This window comes from Leeuwenhoekiella nanhaiensis (assembly GCF_002744755.1).
GTDB classification, from domain to species: Bacteria; Bacteroidota; Bacteroidia; order Flavobacteriales; family Flavobacteriaceae; genus Leeuwenhoekiella; species Leeuwenhoekiella nanhaiensis.
Genome location: NZ_KZ319287.1, coordinates 252934 through 271433, shown reverse-complemented (window position 1 = coordinate 271433; position 18500 = coordinate 252934). Strand labels below are relative to the sequence as shown.

Here is an 18500-nt window from a genome sequence, read left to right as displayed (position 1 = left end):
AAAGGAAGGGAGAAAACCTCCCGGCTACGAAAAGCAAAAGTCTCCCTTTGAAGGGAGATTTAGAGGGATGTTTTTCAAGCTTCATCTAAAATCTACACGTCAATTTCCTCATTCTGAATTCATAATTCAAAATATTGAAGCACGCAAGGAAGAGTGAAGAATGCGGAGTGCAGAAATAAGGTTTCAATTGACTAGTCCAGGTTATTGGAAATTGTCCGGAACATCCATTACATCCATCCCCGACCCTTCCTTCAAAGGAAGGGAGAGAATCTCCCGGCTACGAAAAGCAAAAGTCTCCCTTTGAAGGGAGATTTAGAGGGATGTTTTTCAAGCTTCATCTAAAATCTCCACGTCAGTTTCCTCATTCTGAATTCAGAATTCAGAAAATTGAAGCACGCAGTGAAGAGTGAAGAGTGAGGAGTGATGAGTGATGAGTGCGGAAATAAGGTTTCAATTAACTAGTCCAGGTTATTTGAAATTGTCCTGAACATCCATTACATCCATCCCCGACCCTTCCTTCAAAGGAAGGGAGAGAATCTCCCGGCTACGAAAAGCAAAAGTCTCCCTTTGAAGGGAGATTTAGAGGGATGTTTTTCAAGCTTCATCTAAAATCTCCACGTCAGTTTCCTCATTCTGAATTCAGAATTCAGAAAATTGAAGCACGCAGTGAAGAGTGAAGAGTGAGGAGTGATGAGTGATGAGTGCGGAAATAAGGTTTCAATTAACTAGTCCAGGTTATTTGAAATTGTCCTGAACATCCATTACATCCATCCCCGACCCTTCCTTCAAAGGAAGGGAGAGAATCTCCCGGCTACGAAAAGCAAAAGTCTCCCTTTGTAGGGAGATTTAGAGGGATGTTTTTCAAGCTTTCTTTTAAAAACCAACTCCTCACTCTGCACTCTGAAGTCCGCATTCCGTATTTTGTATTTCATATTTTCAACTTTCTGCTCTGCCTTCGATACAAATTTTGCGGCACAACTACGTAAAATCCACTCAATCATCGCCACTGCCATTGAATGCATTCGCCAGAACTCTGCACTTTGCACTCTGAATTCTACATTCCTATTTCCGATTTCCAATTTTCAATTTTCAACTTTCTGCCTCCTGAAACTGCCTGCTGTCAACTTAAAGCCTCCTCCTTGCCACTGAAGTCCCAATTCCTGACTAAAATCTTTTCTTATGAAGTGTATTTCCGTTACTTTTGCCTTGTTTAAATTCAATCTAAATAAATTGATCACTTCATTAGATACACTAAAGCGTGGGCAAAAGGCCATTATCAAAGAGTTTACGCTAGACATGGTGCCGCTTAAGCTGCTCGAAATGGGTTGCCTGCCCGGTAATGAAGTAGAACTGGTACAGATCGCGCCATTTAAAGATCCCATGTACCTCAATATAAACGGCAGTCATCTGGCCATTCGCAAAGAAACGGCCATTCACATCACTGTAGAAACGTTATCTGAATGAGTAAACAGCTTAACGTAGCCCTAATAGGAAATCCCAACACCGGTAAAACTTCGGTATTTAACCAATTGACCGGCCTTAACCAGCAGGTGGGTAATTATCCCGGTATCACCGTTGAAAAGAAAGAAGGCGTTTGTAAACTGCCCCGCGGTGTAAAAGCACACATTCTGGACCTTCCCGGAACTTACAGCCTCAATGCGAGTTCGCTTGATGAGAACGTGGTTATTGAGCTCCTGCTGAATAAAAACGACAAGGATTATCCCGATGTGGCGGTGGTGATTTCAGATGTTGAAAACCTGAAACGCAACCTGCTTCTGTTTACCCAAATCAAAGACCTTAAAATCCCTACGATTCTGGTGATCAATATGGCCGATCGTATGGAGCGTAAAGCCATCACACTGGATGTCGAAAAGCTTGAGGAACGCCTCGAGACTAAAATCGCTTTGGTGAGTTCGCGTAAAAATCAGGGATTTGATCAGTTGAAGGAATTGATCGCCAATTATAAAAGTCTGTCGGTTGAACCTTGCGTCAATGCTTCGGTGATTGCGCCCGAGTATTTTGACCGCCTGCGCAAAGCCTTTCCCAAACAGGATTTATACAAGCTGTGGCTGGTTATCACCCAGGATGTAAACTTTGGTAAACTGGATCGCAACGAGATGCAGGGCATTTCGAGCTTTAAGACCGAAAGTAAATCGAATTTAAAGCGGCTGCAGCAAAAAGAAACCATTGTGCGCTATCAGTTTATCAATGGCGTGCTTAAAGAAACCCTCACGGTAGACCATTTGGCGGCCAAAGATCTACGCAGCCGTCTTGATCGCGTGCTTACCCACAAAATCTGGGGTTATGTGATCTTTCTGGCGATTTTGCTACTTATTTTTCAGGCGATTTACGACTGGTCTTCCTACCCGATGGATTTGATTGACGAAGGTACCGCCGCGGTGGGTGAATGGGTGCGCAATACCCTGCCTCCGGGTGCGTTTACGAGTCTCGTCGCAGAAGGTATTATTCCCGGTCTGGGCGGAATTATCATCTTTATACCTCAAATCGCATTCTTATTTCTGTTTATTTCCATTTTGGAAGAAAGTGGCTATATGAGTCGGGTGGTATTCCTGATGGATCGTATTATGCGGCGTTTTGGCCTCAGCGGAAAAAGCGTGGTGCCTCTGGTTTCAGGGACCGCCTGCGCGATCCCCGCAATTATGGCCACGCGAAATATCGAAAGCTGGAAAGAACGCCTCATCACCATTCTGGTCACTCCGTTTACGACCTGTAGCGCCAGGCTTCCGGTGTATCTCATCATCATTTCGCTGGTGATTCCAGATCAGAAAGTGCTGTATATTTTTAGCCTGCAAAGTCTGGTGCTGATGCTGTTGTACCTCATTGGTTTTGGTACCGCGATTCTTTCGGCTTGGCTGCTTGACCGTATTTTAAAAATTAAAAAGCGCACCTTTTTTGTAATCGAAATGCCCAATTATAAGCTGCCGCTCTTTAAAAACGTGGCTTATAACGTGATTGAAAAGACCAAATCCTTTGTTTTTGGTGCCGGAAAAATCATTTTGGCGATTTCTATTGTGCTTTGGGTATTGGCATCAAACGGGCCGGGTGAGAACTTTAGAAATGCCGAAGCCAATGTACTGGCACAACCCGAAGCAAGCTCCCTGCCACAGGAAGAACTCGACAAGCGCATAGCCTCCGAAAAGCTGGAATACAGCTACATTGGTTATGTAGGAAAAGCTATTGAGCCGGTGGTGCGCCCGCTTGGTTACGATTGGAAAATAGGTATCGCTATTGTGAGTTCGTTTGCCGCCCGCGAGGTATTTGTGGGAACGCTGGCAACCATTTACAGTGTGGGAAGTGACGAGGAAGAAACCATTAAAAATCGAATGGCAGGAGAAATCAACCCGATTCTGGGCGGACCGTTGTTTAACCTCGCCAGCGGAGTTTCGCTGCTGCTGTTTTATGCTTTTGCCATGCAGTGTATGAGTACCCTCGCAATTGTAAAACGCGAGACCAATACCTGGAAATGGCCGGTGCTTCAGCTTGTGATTATGAGTGGTTTTGCTTACGTTGTGGCTTTAGTGGCATACCAATTGTTGATTTAGGTAGGCTATTTCGCATTCGCGAAAACACGCAGACCTTAAAAAAGAAATGTTATGATACAGAATGTTTTAGTACTCCTTATTTTTCTGGTAGCCGTGGGCTATTTGGTTACCAAATACGTCTGGAAGCCTGCATTTTTAGGCGGAAAGTCAAACGATAAATCCTGCGGAAGCGACAACTGCGGCTGTCATTAATTGTCTTCGGTAAGCTGTTCCCAAAGCATCTTGATCACATAATCCTTTTGATCAATTTTTGCTGAAGCCTTTGGGTAAGGCGCAACAGAGTAGGCTTTAAGCCAGTTTAAATCACTCTTAAAAAGTGTGGAATCTTCATTTCCACCACCTAAAGTGAGTTTTTTAGTTTCCAAAAACTTGCCGTCTTTATACACCTCGTAGTCCAGAATCACATTTCCTGCCCAGATGCAGTTTACATCTGCCGGACACCGTGAATCAGTCACCTTTATGATTTTAATTGCCAGGTCTCCAAAAGTCGTGAGTTTGCCGTAAGGCACTTTAACCACAATTTGCGGCACTTCTACCGGCTGATCAACCTGTACCGTGTCTTTTGCCGTTTCGTCCTGAGCAAAACCCAGTCCCGAAACCAGTAATCCTAAAATAAAAAGTAGCTTTTTCATAATGTTCGTTTTCTTGAATGCCCGAAATCGGTCATCGACTGCTCCCAACCTGACATTCCAATTAACAGATCAGGATTTATTTAAAGACCCATTAAAAGCCTTAAAGTTGCATTAACCCAGTCCTACGTCAAGCGTCATCATCAGGATAAACCCGCCAATGAATCCCATTGTGGCAATATCGGTATTATTGCCCTGTTGCGACTCGGGTACCACCTCCTCTACCACAACAAAAATCATCGCACCGGCAGCAAAAGCCAGTGCATAAGGCAATATAGGCTGAAAAGTCATTACCGCATAAGCACCCAAAACAGCTGCCAGAGGTTCTACAATTGCCGAAAGTTGGCCGTAATTAAAGCTCTTCCAGCGGCTAAATCCCTGTCTGCGTAAGGGCATCGCCACGGCAAAACCTTCCGGAAAATTCTGAAGCCCAATCCCGATCGCGAGTGCAACAGCACCACCAATGGTCGCCCCGTCAAAACCGGCTGCCACTCCTCCAAATAAAACCCCTACCGCGAGACCTTCGGGGATGTTGTGCAGCGTAATCGCCAGGGTCAACAAAACCGATTTATGCCAGGGACTGCGTACGCCCTCCTTATGCTCTTCCTTAAAGTTCACGTGTAAATGCGGCAATACCTTATCCAATCCAAATAAAAAAGCGGCACCTAAAGCAAAACCTATCGCGGCAGGAATCACTTTTACAAAACCCTCTCCCGGACTCATCTCAATCCCGGGTGCGAGCAAACTCCAAAAACTGGCTGCAACCATCACCCCGCCAGCAAAACCCAGCATCGCGTCAAAAACCTTTCGGTTCATTCCTTTAAAGAAAAACACCAATGAGGCTCCCAGGGCAGTCACACCCCAGGTAAAAAGCGTAGCCAGAAAGGCTCCTTTTACCGCACTTAAGCTTTCAAAATAATCAATAATCTCGTTCATCATAATCTATAGCGTTTCAGCCAACTGTTCAGGCTAAAGTTTTACGTAAATATTTTCGGTAGCGATTTGCGAAAGCAACAGCTCACGCCCGTCAATGCGCACCGTCATACTTTTATCGAAGTCCTGCAGGTGTACAATTTCAATCACAGCCCCGAGCTTTATATTTTGCTGATCTAAAAACTGAAGAAACGAAGACGAGGTGTCATTAACACCCACACAGGTTCCGGTTTCGCCCGGAATTAATTGCGAGACCTGCTTCTTTTCGACCTTGATCACATTGCCCTGCTCATCAGGAATGGGATCGCCGTGTGGATCGTGGGTAGGAAAGCCCAAAAAACGGTCCAGCTCTTTGATGAGCTTGTCTGATTTAATATGCTCCAATTGCTCGGCAACATCGTGTATCTCATCCCAGCTGAAATCGAGTTTTTTAGCTAAAAAAGTTTCCCAAAGCCGGTGCTTGCGTATCACTTTAAGCGCGACCAGTTCGCCATTTTTATTCAGCAAAACCCCCTGATAGGGCTGATAGAGCACCAGACCTTTTTCGTCCAGTTTTTTAATCATTTCGGTAACCGAAGCGGGTTTGGACTCCAGATACTGAGCCAGAATGGTGGTACTTACGCCTTTAGGACTGTCTTTTTGAAGCGAATAGATCGATTTGAGATAGTTTTCTTCAGAAAAAGTCATAGTCATTTTTAATATTACCACAATAATACGCCAAATTATTTAAATATATTTTTTAGGTTTGCCTAAACTTATTTTTAACTAACATCATTTTCAATGCGTATTTCGCTGATCCTATTCTTTTTACTCAACCTGTTTAGCGGGTGGGCGCAGCAAAATCGTAGCCTTACCGGCACTATTTCCGCCAATGGCGAGCCCCTACCTTTTGCCAATGTGTATGTGACAGACAGCAATACCGGCACCTCGGCAGACGCAAACGGATTCTACAAACTCGAAGTTCCTGACAACGCATCCCGCCTGAGCATAAGTGCTGTGGGGTTTAAAACGCTATACCACAGGCTAAGCCCCGCAGACTTCGAAAAGGAATACCTGAATTTTACCCTTAGTCCCGATTTACTCGGCCTTGAAGAAGTCGTCGTGAGCGCTACCCGCAACCGACTTTCAAAAAAGGAGGCTCCTGTAATCGTGCAGGTGATGAGTCCGAAATTATTTAGGGCAACCCAGTCGCTTTCGCTGGCAGACGGTCTCAATTACCAGCCCGGGGTAAGGGTGGAAACCAATTGCCAAAACTGCGGATTTACTCAGGTAAGGCTTAACGGACTGGATGGGCAATACACGCAGGTTTTGCTCAACAGCCGGCCGGTATTCAGCGCTTTAAACGGTGTTTACGGGCTGGAGCAAATCCCGGTGAGTATGATAGATCGCGTTGAAGTCGTACGCAGCGGCGGTTCTGCCCTCTACGGTTCAAGCGCCATTGCGGGAACGGTTAACATCATCACCAAAGATCCCGTAAACAACAGCTGGGAAGTGAGCACCAATCTGGGTTTGATTGACGGCACTGCTGTAGATCGCAACCTGAATCTGAATACCTCGCTCGTAAGCGAAGACCTCAGCAACGGAATCACCCTTTACGGTATTTACCGCAACCGCGATGCTTATGACGCCAATGGCGATGGTTTTAGCGAAATCACCGAACTCACCAATCATTCGGTAGGCGCCAAAGCCTTTTACCGGCCTAACGACAACAGTAAAATTGGTCTGGACCTTACCGCCATTCGCGAATACCGCCGCGGTGGTGATCAGCTTGATCTGGCTCCGCAGTTTACAGACATTACCGAAGAATTGGATCACAACACCTTTTTTGGCGGCAGCGATTATGAGTGGTACAACGATGACCGCAGTACGGTGTTTGAAGGCTACGTTTCCGTGCAGCATACCAACCGGGAAAGTTACTACGGTGGTCTCGGCGGTGGGCGCACTGCGGCAGATTCTACCCTGGCGAATAATGCTTTTGGGGCTACTCAGGATCTGGCATTGGTTACCGGCGCTCAACTTACCCGAAAATTCACCACAAAATCTACCCTGACCAGCGGCCTGGAATACCGGCTTAACGATACCGAAGATGCGATTTCCGGCTATCAGCGACTGGTCGATCAGCGTGTGCACAATCTGGGCGCTTACAGCCAATGGGAATACAAGGCATTCGAAGATTTTACCGCCCTTCTGGGAGCCCGCCTCGACCACGTGAACGTAAAAGGTCGTTACGCCATCGCACAGATTTCCAGAAATGCCGATGTATCCCAAACCGTGCTCAGTCCGCGATTGACCCTTCTGTACAACATCACCGAATCGCTGCAGTTTCGTGGCGGATATGCCCGTGGTTTTAGAGCCCCGCAGGCTTTTAATGAAGACCTGCACATCAGTTCAGTGGGTGGCGAACAGCGTTTTGCCATACTTTCAGACGATCTGGAAAGCGAATTCTCAAATGCCTATACTGCTTCTTTCAATTTTGACCGAAGTTTCAACAAGCTGCAAACCAGCCTCCTGATTGAAGGCTTTTACACAACCCTGGAAAATCCGTTTACCTTGGTGAGCACCGGCGCCGCTTTACCTAACGGCTCTATTTTGGAAGAATCCCGCAACGGTAGCGGCGCAAGCGTTGCCGGTACTAATGTAGAATTTAACCTCTCTCCGGGAGAAGAATTTCTGTTTCAGGCGGGAATTACCTGGCAGCGTTCGGTTTACGACAAGCCACAGGTGCTTTTTGAGTCTGATGACAATTCGCTAAATGAACCGGACGTGGTCATTCGCGATTTTATGCGTTCGCCTAATCTGTACGGCTTTTTCAATGCCAACTGGAGACCGAGTGAGGCTTTTAAAATTGACCTTTCCGGAAGTTTTACCGGCCCTATGCTGGCTCCGCACGTAATCAGCAGCAGTGGTTTTATAAAAATCGAAAAGACTCCTGCGTTCTTAGACCTGACACCAAAACTCACCTGGCATTTCGACCTGCAAAAATACCTGCATCTCGAATTGAGCGGCGGCGTACAAAACCTGTTAAACAGCTATCAAACCGACTTTGATCGCGGACCCCTGCGCGACTCGAATTATATTTATGGGCCCAACCGCCCCCGAACCTTTTTCATCGGTCTCCGCTTCGGCGACTTCTAGTGCGGGCCGCACAGGCAAAATAAAAACTATGAAAACAATACTCCTGTTTCTCTTTCTTGCTTGCGGAAGCCTTGCAGCTCAGGAACGGGCGCAGATCAACTGGCTGAGCTGGGAAGAACTCGACAGCGCTTTGGTCACTAAACCCAAAAAGACGCTGGTATTTTTTCACGCCGACTGGTGTGCCTACTGCAAAAAAATTGACCGGGTGGTGTTTACCAAACCTGAAGTCATTCAGAAGCTAAACACAGACTATTACGCCGTACGAATGGATGTGGAAACGACAGACAGCATCCATTTTGATGGCAAAACCTTTACCAATACCCAGGCGCTTACCCGGCGTAACGGAGTTCACGATCTGGCACTTCTCTTAGGCACCCGTCCTCAAAAATCATTTTCCCTGCCGGTCACCCTAATACTCAATGAAGATTTTACGATTGAAAAGCGCATTTTTAATTACTACACCTCTGCCCTATTGCTGGGTTTTTTAGCATACTAGACTTAAAAAATCCTTTTACGATCGCTTTATTAGTTCTAGCTTTAGACCGCTATGCAAAACACCTCTACAGACTACAATTACCTCATTTTGGGTGCCGGCCTTTCGGGTTTGATGCTGGCTCAGGCATTAGTTAGTGATCCGTACTTTAAGGATAAACGCATTTTGCTACTTGATAAGAGCGAAAAAAAAAACAACGATCGCACCTGGTGTTTCTGGAGCGAAAATACCCGGGATTGGGATGCGGTCATTTCTAAAAAATGGGAGCGTATCGCTTTTAAAGGCGAGAACTTTTCGGCGGAAATTCCCTTAGAGTCGTATAGCTACAACAAAATAGAAGGCATTGATTTTTATGAGTCGGTTTTTAGAAAGCTTCGGGCTGCTAAACAGCTTACGTTTAAAACCGAAGCCTTCCAAAGCCTAACCGAAACCCCCGAATATGTTGAAGTCACCACTTCAGCAGCTACCTACACCGCAGGCAAGGTATTCAGCAGTATCCTTCCGCCGGAACGGCTAAAAAATCAAACCAAATATCCTGTTTTACAACAGCATTTTATCGGTTGGGAAGTGCGTACTCAGGAACCTGTTTTTGATCCGGAAGTCGCGACGTTTATGGATTTTACCATCCCGCAGCGCGGAAACACTCGTTTTATATATGTTCTGCCCACAGCGCCCAATAAGGCTTTGGTAGAATACACCCTATTCTCAGAACACTTGCTGCCCGATGAAGAATATGAAGCTGCGATTGAAGAGTATATGGAAGCTTTGGGCGCCTCGCAATACGAACTCGTCTCAACCGAAAAAGGCAGCATCCCGATGACGGCTTATCCTTTTGAGAAACACAACACCCGGCGGTTGCTGCACATAGGCACGGCCGGCGGATGGACTCGTGGAAGCACCGGTTACACCTTTACCTACACGCTTAAACGCACCGTAGAACTGGTGGCTTTTTTAAAGAAGGAAACCAACCTCAACACCTTTAAAATCGCAGACCGCTATCGCTGGTACGACAAGCTCCTACTCGATGTTTTGTACCGCAAAAACGAACTGGGCGCTTCACTTTTTACGCAGATGTTTCAGAAAAATGAAATCTCCAAAATCTTTCGGTTTTTGGATGGCACCAGCAGCCTCAAAGACGATCTGCAAATCATCTGGAGCCTTCCCAAAAAAGAGTTTATCAGGTCGTTTTTTGGGTTGAAATAGCGTTAAGGTTTATAAGGGCCAATGACCTTTAAATATTCACCGCTTAAGTCTACCTCAAAAAAATGGGGTACTCGGTGATACTTACCGTCTACCACCGAGTGACTGTGCGCTGCCATGAGCGTTTTGCCCTCAAAGGTTTTAAACAACATGCCGTGACCGTAGTTGCGAGGCGTGACGGGCTTTTCTTCCTGAATCCAGGGTCCGTCTAAAGTGCCGCTCTCAGAATAGGCAACGCCCTGTACATAGTCATCATAAATCCAGCTCGTCCACAACATCCCCAATCTTCCGGTTTCGGTTTTAAACAAAAACGGTCCATCAGTAACCTTGTTAGGCTTGTCGTTTCCATATTTATCCTTTTCACGGGACCAGGGCGCATCGCTGGCTTTAAATAACAATTCACCACTGCCTACCGAACCGCTCAGGTCAGGCTTCAATTCTATTTTTTCGATGGTTCCGTTTCCATTTTGCAACCATTCATAACAATACACCATATAGGGCTTTCCGTCTTCATCCACCCAAAAGGTGCCGTCTAAAGTTGGTTTATCTGCCGGCAGGTAGATCTCGTCTTCCATTGGTTTGTACGGCCCAAAAGCTGAATCACTTACCAGAATATGACTCGCACGCCGCTCGATCACATTGCCGTCTACCGTGTCTATCTTTACCGCTCTGTTAGTAAACGTCGCAAAATCATAATACCTGCCCTGATACTGATGCAGCTCTGCAGCCCAAATCATGGGATTGGGGCCCATCCACGAGTTAGGGTCAGTCTCCACAACGTCAAACGGACCTTCCCAATAAGCCAGATCTTTGCTTTTCCACATCTTACCCCCTGTGCCCGTCATATAATACATTTGCGTCGCTTCATCTGCCAAAATATAGGGATCACTCAGTCGAATAGAATCTAGTGCTGTTAAGCGGGTTCTATCCTTTTTGACGTGAATAGACTGCCCGGTAAGCTTCCAGCTGCCTTTGATTTTTTCGAGCATTCTAATTTCTACCGTTTGACTTATACTGCCATCTGTTGCCGTTGATTGCTCGTCGTGGCTCACCCAGGCTTCATTACCACTGATATGAAATTTATAATTTGAATTTACCGAAGTTCCTCCGGAACCCATCATACCCTCAGGCGGGTTGATCATTAATTGCGGGTCAAGATCAATAACCTGCCCGTCACCGGTAGAGATCAAAATACGACTGTAGGGTTTAACTGCCCAGCAACTCGCGTGTCCCTCAACATCACCTGATCGCCACGTAGCCGACTCTTTTTCTAAGACTTTGATGATCGCTATTTCTTCTTTGCTTTGCGCAAAAGAACCGGCAAAAGCGAATAAAAGCAGCAGCAGAAAATAATTCTTCATAGGTAAAGCATTCTCAATTCGGTCTAACTTACTGATTATTTATGAAATGCTTCGCGTTTACAGGCAATAGTGATTTTTAGGATATTGAAACTAGCTAACAAAAAACCTCACAGGTTTTGGAAACCGATGAGGTTTAAAGCGTCTCAAAATTACTCCTGAATCAACTCGAAAGCGCCTTTGCAGGAATACGAATTTGAGTAGCTCATTACCAGAAATGTAACAGTATCAAAGATTTCCCGTTATATACATAGTAATTCTAAAAATAGAAATATGTATAAAAAATTAATTACCGACTTAAAGGGCGAAAAATATCCAACATTTCAAACAACATTAAAATGGGAAATTGAAGATCAGTTTGTAAAATCACTTATTCAGGCGAAAAATGATCTGGATCATTTAAGGAAAGAATTTGACATAAACTCAGGATCTATTCAACTTGATTTTTTAAAAAGACAAGTTCTATGTAAAGTTGAGTTTATTGGGACCGTTGGTTGTTATGGTTTAGAAACTAGATAGCAAAAAACCTCACAGGTTTTGGAAAACTGTGAGGTTTAAAGTTTGAAGCTTCTCAAAATTACTCCTGAATCAACTCGAAAGCGCCCTTACTCAAGTATTGCGCATCTTTGGGCAGTTCTGCCGAATTTAGAATTTCGGTCATCCCGTTTTGCATTTTTCCGGGTTTGATTTCAACCCGGTCAAACAGATAGCTTCCCTCCTTTTGCTCCTGAAGTTGCAGGGCATAATAGCTTTCGCCCAGATTGATCACCGCTGTTTCGGGCAGGGCCAAAGCTTCGGTTTCTCCTGTGTTGATTCGGGCTTCGATAAACATGCCCACCGCAAAATGCGGGGTGCCCCGCTCGTTATCAATATGCCCGTGAACCGTTACGGTTCGGCCTTCCATATCCAGCGAATTCCCAATGAGGTGCACCGTGCCGTCATAATATTCGGGCGAAGATTCCGGGATTTTGAATGCAATCGCCTGATCTTTTTTCACCTTCAGCATATCTTTTTCAAAAACCTTAAGCTCCAGATGAATGTGGTCAATATCCACAATTTCCATAAGCGGGTCTGCGGGCGACACATAACTGCCCTTGCTCACAAACGTACGCGCAATGGTGCCGTTTATAGGCGCGTAAATACGAGCTAAACTGCTGTAATTGCCCTGCATCGCCTGCGTTGTACTGATGTTGAGCAACTGCAACTGCTTTTGGAGTCCGTTATAGGTGGCGAGGCTGCGTTTGTATTCGCTTTCCGCTTTTAAAAAATTCTTTTTAGACGTGATATTCTCGGCCGCCAGAGTCTGCTGGCGCTCGTACTCCGACTTGAGGTACTCCAGTTGTTCGCCCAGCTCCTGAAACTGCTGCTGCAGGCTCACAAATTCGGGATTCTCAAGCGTGATCAGCGGCTGGCCTTTTTTGACCGCATCGCCAATAAGCAAGGGATTGTCGCGTACATAGCCGCCCAAATACGGGGTGATCACCGCGCGGTTTTCCGGCGGAACGTCAATCATTCCGCTGGCTTCAACCCATTCCGGGAAAACAGCTTCGGTAAGACTTGCCAGCTGCATTGAGGCATTTTTAAATTGGGCCTCGCTCACCTCGACATCAGCAACGGGAGCAGACTCCTGCGGGTTCGTTTCAGTTTTATTTCCGCAGGACAGACACAGGGTCAGGACCAGAATGACGGGAAGTTTTAAAAGTATATTTTTCATAATCTTATGTATAGATGGTGTGTTGTCTGAGTTTATAAAATCAAGTAGTTGAGTTTAATAACTGCCTGATTGTAGTTGTTTACGCTTTCGAGGTAACTGAGTTTGATCTCGTAAGCCTGCTGCAGGATCTGGATGTACTCAAAAAAGCTGACCTCCCCGTTTTTGTAGCTGGAGATCGCGGTTTTCTCGAGTTCGCCCGCAAGCGCAAGACCCTCGGTATCGTAATACACGAGACTTTCGGCGTATTTGTTTAGCTCGCTGCGCAGTTCGCTTTCCCGGCTTTGCAGTCGTATTTTATAATTGAGCGCTTCCTGCTCCGCGGCCTCCGCCGCAATCCTGGCGGTTTTAATCTGGCTGCTGGTACCGCTAAAAAACAGCGGAATTTTTACCCCAAACTGATAGCCAATCAGGTTTTTGTTGAGTCCGTCGTTGGAACCCTGAAAATAATTGAGTGTAAGATCGGGCAGCAACTGCTGACTGCTGAATTTACGCTGGGCTTCAGCTAGCTCCACACGCGAATCGTAAAGGGCATTTGCGGTGAGCACTGCGTTTGGATTGCCGTCAGGAACCAGGCGTTCCAAAGGCTGTACGGCTACTACGAGCGTATCGGCCTGCACGAGCCGGCTTAATTGCAGGTTTGCCGCTTTGAGGTCTTCCTGCACTTGCTTCAGGCGGGTTTCAATCTCTTTTTGTTTGGCTTGCGCCGAAATTTTCTCGAGGTAATTGCTTTCACCCAACTCAAAACGACGTTTGGCAGCGTAAGCGAAATTTTGATAAATACTGTCCAAGTTTTGGTACAACCGAAGCTTTTCAGACACAAACTGAAGTCGGTAATAGGCTTCCGCCAGGTTCTGTTCGAGCTCAATTTTTGTGAGTTCGGCACGGGTTGCAACCAGATTGTAATTGGCACGGTTTACTTTGGCCTGCGCAAAATACACCGTAGGAAACGCAAAGGTCTGACTCACGCCAAATACGTCAATAGGCCTGTTGTTTGACGCTATATCATTCTCATTATAACTGTAATAAATTTGTGTTTTATCAAAAGTAAAAGCGCTGCCAATGGCTGCATTAGCCTCGTCGCTGCGCAGGCCTGCCGCTTTTAAACCCGCATTGTTTTTATAGGCGAGTTCGCGCACCTCCTCAAAGCCGGAAACTTCCTGAGCCTGCACAAGACCGCCCATCAATACAAAAAGGAGCAGCAGCCCGGCGCTTTTAGATTTCACATTCATGGCAGTCTTATTTTTCAATTCGTTATCAAACCAGGAAACCAAAACCGGCAAAACCACCAGCGTAAGCAGGGTTGCAGAAATGAGACCGCCGATAACCACCGTAGCCAGTGGCCGTTGCACTTCAGCACCGGCATTAGTAGAAACCGCCATGGGTAAAAAGCCCAATGCGGCTGCCGTTGCGGTAAGCAAGACGGCCCGAAGCCGGTCTGAAGCGCCCTGTGTGATAAGCTTGCGCATATCGGTAATTCCTTTAGACTTTAATTCTTTAAAATGCTCCAGCATCACGATGCCGTTGAGCACAGCGATCCCAAACAAAGCGATAAAGCCCACTCCCGCCGAAATGCTAAAGGGCATCCCGCGCAGCCAGAGTAAAAAGATCCCTCCCACCGCTGCCAGCGGGATCGCGCTAAAAATAAGCAGGGCTTCCTTAACCGATTTAAACGCGAAATACAGCATAATAAAAATGAGCAGAAGCGCGACGGGCACGGCAATCTGTAAGCGGGAAGTCGCACTTTGCAGATTTTCAAACTGGCCGCCGTAAGTAATGCTGTAGCCCGCGGGTAATTTCACATTTGACGATACAATTTGCTGAATCTCTTCCACCACCGACTCGAGATCGCGGTTCCGCACGTTGACCCCTACCACAATGCGGCGTTGGGTTTCATCCCGGGAGATTTTGGCTGCGCCTTTGGTATAACTGATATCGGCGAGTTCGCTAAGGCGCACCTTGTCGCCCAGAGGCGTATCTACATAAAGATTCCTAAGATTATCGATGTCCCGGCGCTGGTTTTGCTCGAGTCTCACGACCAGGTCAAAGCGTTTTTCACCTTCAAAAATGTTGCCTACAGCTTCCCCGGCAAAGCCCATTTTAACCAGATCGTTTAAGTCTGAAATATTCAAACCGTAGCGCGCTATTTTTGCCCGGTTGTATTTTACACTCATCTGGGGCAGACCGGTTACTTTTTCGACCGAAATATCTGCGGCTCCTTCCACATTTTCAATCAAATCCCGGATCTCATTTCCTTTTGTGTTGAGAATATCGAGGTCTTCGCCAAAGACTTTAATAGCGATATCAGCCCGCACGCCGGTGATGAGTTCGTTAAAACGCATTTCAATAGGCTGAGTAAATTCAATATCCATCCCGGGAATGATGCTCAGGGCTTCCTTAAAACGGGCAGCAAGCTCATCTTTAGAGTCTGCAGACACCCACTCGCTCTTGTCTTTTAGCGTAATGATCACATCGCTGTCCTCCATAGACATGGGGTCTGTGGGTACTTCTGCCGCGCCAATGCGGCTTACCACCTGTTTTACTTCCGGGAAACTATCAAGCAGGATTTTTTCGATCTGTGTGGTACGGGCAATGGTTCCTTCAAGCGAAGTTCCGGTTTTAAGTATGGGCTGAATCACGAAATCGCCTTCATCAAGCTGGGGAACAAACTCGCCACCCATGGTTGTAAACAGATACACGGCCACGGCAAAAAGACCTACCGCAAGGCCGATCACCAGTCTTCGGGCGTCTAGCGCACGATCAAGTAAACGCTCGTAATGCCGTCTCAGAAAGCGCATCAGGCGTACCGAAATGTTTTTGTCAGAGGACACTTCGGCCTTTAAAAACAGGGAAGAAACCACCGGCACATAGGTAAAACAAAGCAGCATCGCGCCAATTACCGCAAAGCTGAACACCAGCGCCATCGGGATAAACATTTTGCCTTCAACTCCACTCAGCGACAGGATGGGAATAAAAACAATGAGAATGATGAGTTGGCCAAAAACCGCCGAGTTCATCATCGTTGAGGCTGCTTCTTCGGTTATCTGATCTTTAAGTTTACGGGTTTCTGAAGCATTCAGATTTTTAATGCTCTCCTGCTTTTGAGCCATTTTGTAGGCGACAAACTCCACTATAATTACCGCACCGTCGATGATGATTCCAAAATCGATGGCCCCGAGGCTGAGCAGGTTTGCATCCACATCAAAAATATGCATCAGCGAGATGGCAAAAAGCAGACACAGGGGAATAACCGATGCCACGACCAGCCCACTGCGCCAGTTACCCAGCAGTAAAACCACTACAAAAATCACAATCAAAAATCCCAAAACCAGATTTTCGGTAATGGTAAAGGTGGTTTTTGCGATGAGTTCGCTTCGGTCTAAAAAGGCATTGATGTAAACTCCTTCGGGCAGGGTTGAGCTTATTTCTTCGACCCTCTGTTTAACCGCATCTATCACCTGCTTGGAGTTAGCGTCTTTGAGCATCATCACCTGGCCCAGTACTTTTTCGCCCTCACCATTACCGGTAATAGCGCCGAAACGGGTCGCGTGACCGTAGCCCACCGTTGCCACATCTCTGATGTAAATGGGAATGCCGCTATCGCTTTTAACCACCATCTGCTCAATATCCTCAAGCGAGGAAGCCAGACCTTCGCCGCGTATAAAATACGCCTGATTTTCTTTCTCAATATAGCCACCGCCCGCAATGCTGTTGTTGTTTTCAAGCGCTGCAAAAACTTCTGCAGCAGTGATGTTCATCGCGTGCAGTTTTTGAGTGTTTAGCGCGACCTCGTACTGCTTGAGATAGCCGCCCCAGGTATTGATCTCGACCACTCCGGGAATGCCCGAAAGCTGGCGCTTTACAATCCAGTCCTGAATGCTGCGCAAATCGGTAGGCGAGTATTTGTCTTCATAGCCCGGTTTGACATCGAGTATGTATTGATAAATCTCTCCCAGACCGGTTGTTATGGGGCCCATTTGCGGAGTTCCAAAACTGGCGGGGATTTGCTCGGAGGCCGATTTGATTTTTTCGGCCAAAAGCTGTCGCGGCAGATAGGTACCCATATCGTCTTCAAAAACCACGGTGACTACCGAAAGTCCAAATTTTGACACCGACCGAATCTCTTTGACACCGGGCAGATTGGCCATTTCAAGCTCAACCGGATAGGTTATGAATTGCTCCATATCTACGGTCGACAGGTTTTGCGAAGTCGTAATGACCTGCACCTGATTGTTTGTGACATCGGGCACGGCGCCTACCGATATTTGAGTTACGGAATAAAGGCCGTATGCGACTAGGGCAAAAGTAAACAGCAGGACAATTAATTTATTCCTAATGCTGAAATGAATGATTGCAGAAAGCATAGTTGTATTATAAAACGTGAAAAACACCGGTTTTAAAACTCTGTTTAGAGGGTTTCAATACCTGAATCGAAAAAATAACGCCAGTGTGTTACACGTTTTTGGGAGGCTGAAAGATGCCTGAAACTGCTGCGAAGTGGTAATTATCCCGGTAAAAGTAATTAGCCGAGGTCTGATCTGCAGGAATGCTTTTATGCTCTGGTGTAAGTTGTGTGGTACTCAAAAAAACCACTGCGGTGTGGGCGCAGGAATGCTGATGCCCCGAAGGAAGCTTGTCGTGCCCCTCGTGCTCCTGCCGGTGTTCTTCTTTGAGTTCGCCATAATGCTTCTCAATAAAACTAAGCAGGTCATCGCCAAAATGCTCCTGATGGTATTCGTAATGCGTCACCAGGTCGGGGATATGCAAAAAGTCGGCAAGGCTCACGCTAAAGCTCTGAGCCAAAACAAGAACAGAAAGGATTGCCGAAATTAAGTTTTGCATACTTCAAAGTTAGTCAAGATTGCGGTATATGCTTTGGGTTTCGGGTATTTTAGAATTGAACTAAATAGTACGAGTCGTTTATTTTTTAACCATCAACAACCCCGGATAGTGACCGGTCCCAAAATATTCCTTTTTCAGAGCGCTTAAATAAGCTTTTGCCTCCTCGTGGAAAGGATGTTGTGGATTTAGCATATCGTTTACTTCCGCATCCCTCAAAATCATCACAATGTACCAGCGCCCCACGCGGCTTGTGTAGAGATCCTCTAAAAATGTTTCACGATCATTAGCCTGTAATGCGCCGTCTATAAACAGAGGAATAAGGTTTAATGTGTTTGTACTGCGCTCTACCTCATAAAAAGTCAGGAAGGCCTGCTGACCATTGAAATTGACCGGCAGATTGTAGGGAAAATCATCCGGATGTAAATTGGGATCGGGCTGCAGTTTGTAATACAGATAATCGTAAAACTCGCCGGCATCTTTAGTGTCTTCAAAAATAAAGGCATGTTCCCGGGAGAGTTTTCGATGAAATTTATGTGCAACCTCAATATGATCGCCCTTGATTTTTGGGGCAAACTTATAAGGAATACAACCGGTACAAAGGACAACAAAAATTAACGGGTAGAAATGTTTCATAGG

At 46.2% G+C, this 18500-nt stretch carries 15 protein-coding genes; 7 read left to right on the top strand and 8 right to left on the bottom strand.

Translation table 11 applies throughout. From position 1 onward, the window contains the following. Positions 1 to 1179 precede the first annotated feature (1179 nt). Genes CJ305_RS01260 through CJ305_RS19370 form a run of 3 tightly spaced genes read left to right on the top strand, consistent with a single transcriptional unit; the run spans position 1180 to position 3755 of the window. Entirely contained in the window at positions 1180 to 1464 is a 285-nt protein-coding gene (locus CJ305_RS01260; RefSeq protein ID WP_223248769.1) for a FeoA family protein, read from the top strand. Then, entirely contained in the window at positions 1461 to 3563 is a 2103-nt protein-coding gene (gene feoB, locus CJ305_RS01255; protein ID WP_099644420.1) for a ferrous iron transport protein B, read from the top strand. Before CJ305_RS01260 ends, feoB begins: the two co-directional genes overlap by 4 nt. A gap of 51 nt (positions 3564 to 3614) precedes the next feature. After that, positions 3615 to 3755 (top strand): FeoB-associated Cys-rich membrane protein, encoded by a 141-nt coding sequence (locus tag CJ305_RS19370; protein WP_189319356.1) that lies wholly within the window; start codon positions 3615 to 3617, stop codon positions 3753 to 3755. On the opposite strand, the gene CJ305_RS01250 is transcribed toward CJ305_RS19370, so the two are convergent. The 3 genes from CJ305_RS01250 to CJ305_RS01240 all read right to left on the bottom strand — a co-directional run bounded on the left by CJ305_RS01250 (position 3752) and on the right by CJ305_RS01240 (position 5812). After that, complete coding sequence (locus CJ305_RS01250) at positions 3752 to 4195, bottom strand: hypothetical protein (RefSeq protein WP_099644419.1); 444 nt, start codon at positions 4193 to 4195, stop codon at positions 3752 to 3754. The two genes, CJ305_RS19370 and CJ305_RS01250, sit on opposite strands and share 4 nt — an antisense overlap. Positions 4196 to 4306: 111 nt before the next feature. Beyond that, positions 4307 to 5128: a ZIP family metal transporter gene (locus CJ305_RS01245; protein WP_099644875.1), complete on the bottom strand. Its 822-nt coding sequence runs from the start codon at positions 5126 to 5128 to the stop codon at positions 4307 to 4309. Positions 5129 to 5161: 33 nt separating this feature from the next. Further along, positions 5162 to 5812: a metal-dependent transcriptional regulator gene (locus tag CJ305_RS01240; RefSeq protein ID WP_099644418.1), complete on the bottom strand. Its 651-nt coding sequence runs from the start codon at positions 5810 to 5812 to the stop codon at positions 5162 to 5164. Between the two features lie 93 nt (positions 5813 to 5905). On the opposite strand from CJ305_RS01240, the gene CJ305_RS01235 reads away from it, so the two are divergent. The 3 genes from CJ305_RS01235 to CJ305_RS01225 are packed head-to-tail and all read left to right on the top strand — an operon-like array spanning position 5906 to position 9956. Further along, entirely contained in the window at positions 5906 to 8260 is a 2355-nt protein-coding gene (locus CJ305_RS01235) for a TonB-dependent receptor (RefSeq protein ID WP_099644417.1), read from the top strand. Between the two features lie 28 nt (positions 8261 to 8288). After that, positions 8289 to 8756 (top strand): thioredoxin family protein, encoded by a 468-nt coding sequence (locus CJ305_RS01230; RefSeq protein WP_099644416.1) that lies wholly within the window; start codon positions 8289 to 8291, stop codon positions 8754 to 8756. A gap of 51 nt (positions 8757 to 8807) precedes the next feature. Then, complete coding sequence (locus CJ305_RS01225) at positions 8808 to 9956, top strand: lycopene cyclase family protein (RefSeq protein ID WP_099644415.1); 1149 nt, start codon at positions 8808 to 8810, stop codon at positions 9954 to 9956. Positions 9957 to 9958: 2 nt separating this feature from the next. On the opposite strand, the gene CJ305_RS01220 is transcribed toward CJ305_RS01225, so the two are convergent. After that, positions 9959 to 11314 (bottom strand): glycoside hydrolase family 43 protein, encoded by a 1356-nt coding sequence (locus CJ305_RS01220; protein WP_223248768.1) that lies wholly within the window; start codon positions 11312 to 11314, stop codon positions 9959 to 9961. 270 nt (positions 11315 to 11584) lie between these two features. Here CJ305_RS01220 and CJ305_RS01215 point away from each other — a divergent pair, with 270 nt between their 5' ends. Further along, positions 11585 to 11830 carry a hypothetical protein gene (locus tag CJ305_RS01215; protein ID WP_099644414.1) on the top strand — a complete coding sequence of 82 codons (246 nt, stop codon included), beginning with the start codon at positions 11585 to 11587 and terminating at the stop codon, positions 11828 to 11830. A gap of 58 nt (positions 11831 to 11888) precedes the next feature. On the opposite strand, the gene CJ305_RS01210 is transcribed toward CJ305_RS01215, so the two are convergent. The 4 genes from CJ305_RS01210 to CJ305_RS01195 form a co-directional block, all read right to left on the bottom strand. Beyond that, positions 11889 to 13025, bottom strand: a complete 1137-nt coding sequence (locus CJ305_RS01210) for an efflux RND transporter periplasmic adaptor subunit (protein ID WP_189319355.1) — start codon at positions 13023 to 13025, stop codon at positions 11889 to 11891. A gap of 32 nt (positions 13026 to 13057) precedes the next feature. Beyond that, a complete protein-coding gene (locus tag CJ305_RS01205) occupies positions 13058 to 17386 on the bottom strand; it encodes a CusA/CzcA family heavy metal efflux RND transporter (protein WP_099644412.1) in 4329 nt (1442 codons plus the stop codon). A gap of 88 nt (positions 17387 to 17474) precedes the next feature. Next, on the bottom strand, positions 17475 to 17864 hold the full coding sequence (locus CJ305_RS01200) for a hypothetical protein (RefSeq protein ID WP_099644411.1): 390 nt from the start codon (positions 17862 to 17864) through the stop codon (positions 17475 to 17477). 78 nt (positions 17865 to 17942) lie between these two features. Then, the gene (locus CJ305_RS01195) at positions 17943 to 18497 is read right to left on the bottom strand and encodes a hypothetical protein (RefSeq protein WP_099644410.1); all 555 of its coding nucleotides are present in this window, start codon (positions 18495 to 18497) and stop codon (positions 17943 to 17945) included. Positions 18498 to 18500 lie beyond the last annotated feature (3 nt).

Excerpts from the sequence above, each read along its gene's own strand:
- CJ305_RS01215 (WP_099644414.1), top strand. The coding sequence starts at position 11,585 with ATGTATAAAAAATTAATTACCGACTTAAAGGGCGAAAAATATCCAACA.
- CJ305_RS19370 (WP_189319356.1), top strand. The coding sequence starts at position 3,615 with ATGATACAGAATGTTTTAGTACTCCTTATTTTTCTGGTAGCCGTGGGC.
- CJ305_RS01195 (WP_099644410.1), bottom strand. The coding sequence starts at position 18,497 with ATGAAACATTTCTACCCGTTAATTTTTGTTGTCCTTTGTACCGGTTGT.
- CJ305_RS01205 (WP_099644412.1), bottom strand. The coding sequence starts at position 17,386 with ATGCTTTCTGCAATCATTCATTTCAGCATTAGGAATAAATTAATTGTC.
- CJ305_RS01225 (WP_099644415.1), top strand. The coding sequence starts at position 8,808 with ATGCAAAACACCTCTACAGACTACAATTACCTCATTTTGGGTGCCGGC.
- CJ305_RS01235 (WP_099644417.1), top strand. The coding sequence starts at position 5,906 with ATGCGTATTTCGCTGATCCTATTCTTTTTACTCAACCTGTTTAGCGGG.
- CJ305_RS01220 (WP_223248768.1), bottom strand. The coding sequence starts at position 11,314 with ATGAAGAATTATTTTCTGCTGCTGCTTTTATTCGCTTTTGCCGGTTCT.
- CJ305_RS01260 (WP_223248769.1), top strand. The coding sequence starts at position 1,180 with ATGAAGTGTATTTCCGTTACTTTTGCCTTGTTTAAATTCAATCTAAAT.
- CJ305_RS01250 (WP_099644419.1), bottom strand. The coding sequence starts at position 4,195 with ATGAAAAAGCTACTTTTTATTTTAGGATTACTGGTTTCGGGACTGGGT.
- CJ305_RS01240 (WP_099644418.1), bottom strand. The coding sequence starts at position 5,812 with ATGACTTTTTCTGAAGAAAACTATCTCAAATCGATCTATTCGCTTCAA.
- CJ305_RS01200 (WP_099644411.1), bottom strand. The coding sequence starts at position 17,864 with ATGCAAAACTTAATTTCGGCAATCCTTTCTGTTCTTGTTTTGGCTCAG.
- CJ305_RS01245 (WP_099644875.1), bottom strand. The coding sequence starts at position 5,128 with ATGAACGAGATTATTGATTATTTTGAAAGCTTAAGTGCGGTAAAAGGA.
- feoB (WP_099644420.1), top strand. The coding sequence starts at position 1,461 with ATGAGTAAACAGCTTAACGTAGCCCTAATAGGAAATCCCAACACCGGT.
- CJ305_RS01230 (WP_099644416.1), top strand. The coding sequence starts at position 8,289 with ATGAAAACAATACTCCTGTTTCTCTTTCTTGCTTGCGGAAGCCTTGCA.
- CJ305_RS01210 (WP_189319355.1), bottom strand. The coding sequence starts at position 13,025 with ATGAAAAATATACTTTTAAAACTTCCCGTCATTCTGGTCCTGACCCTG.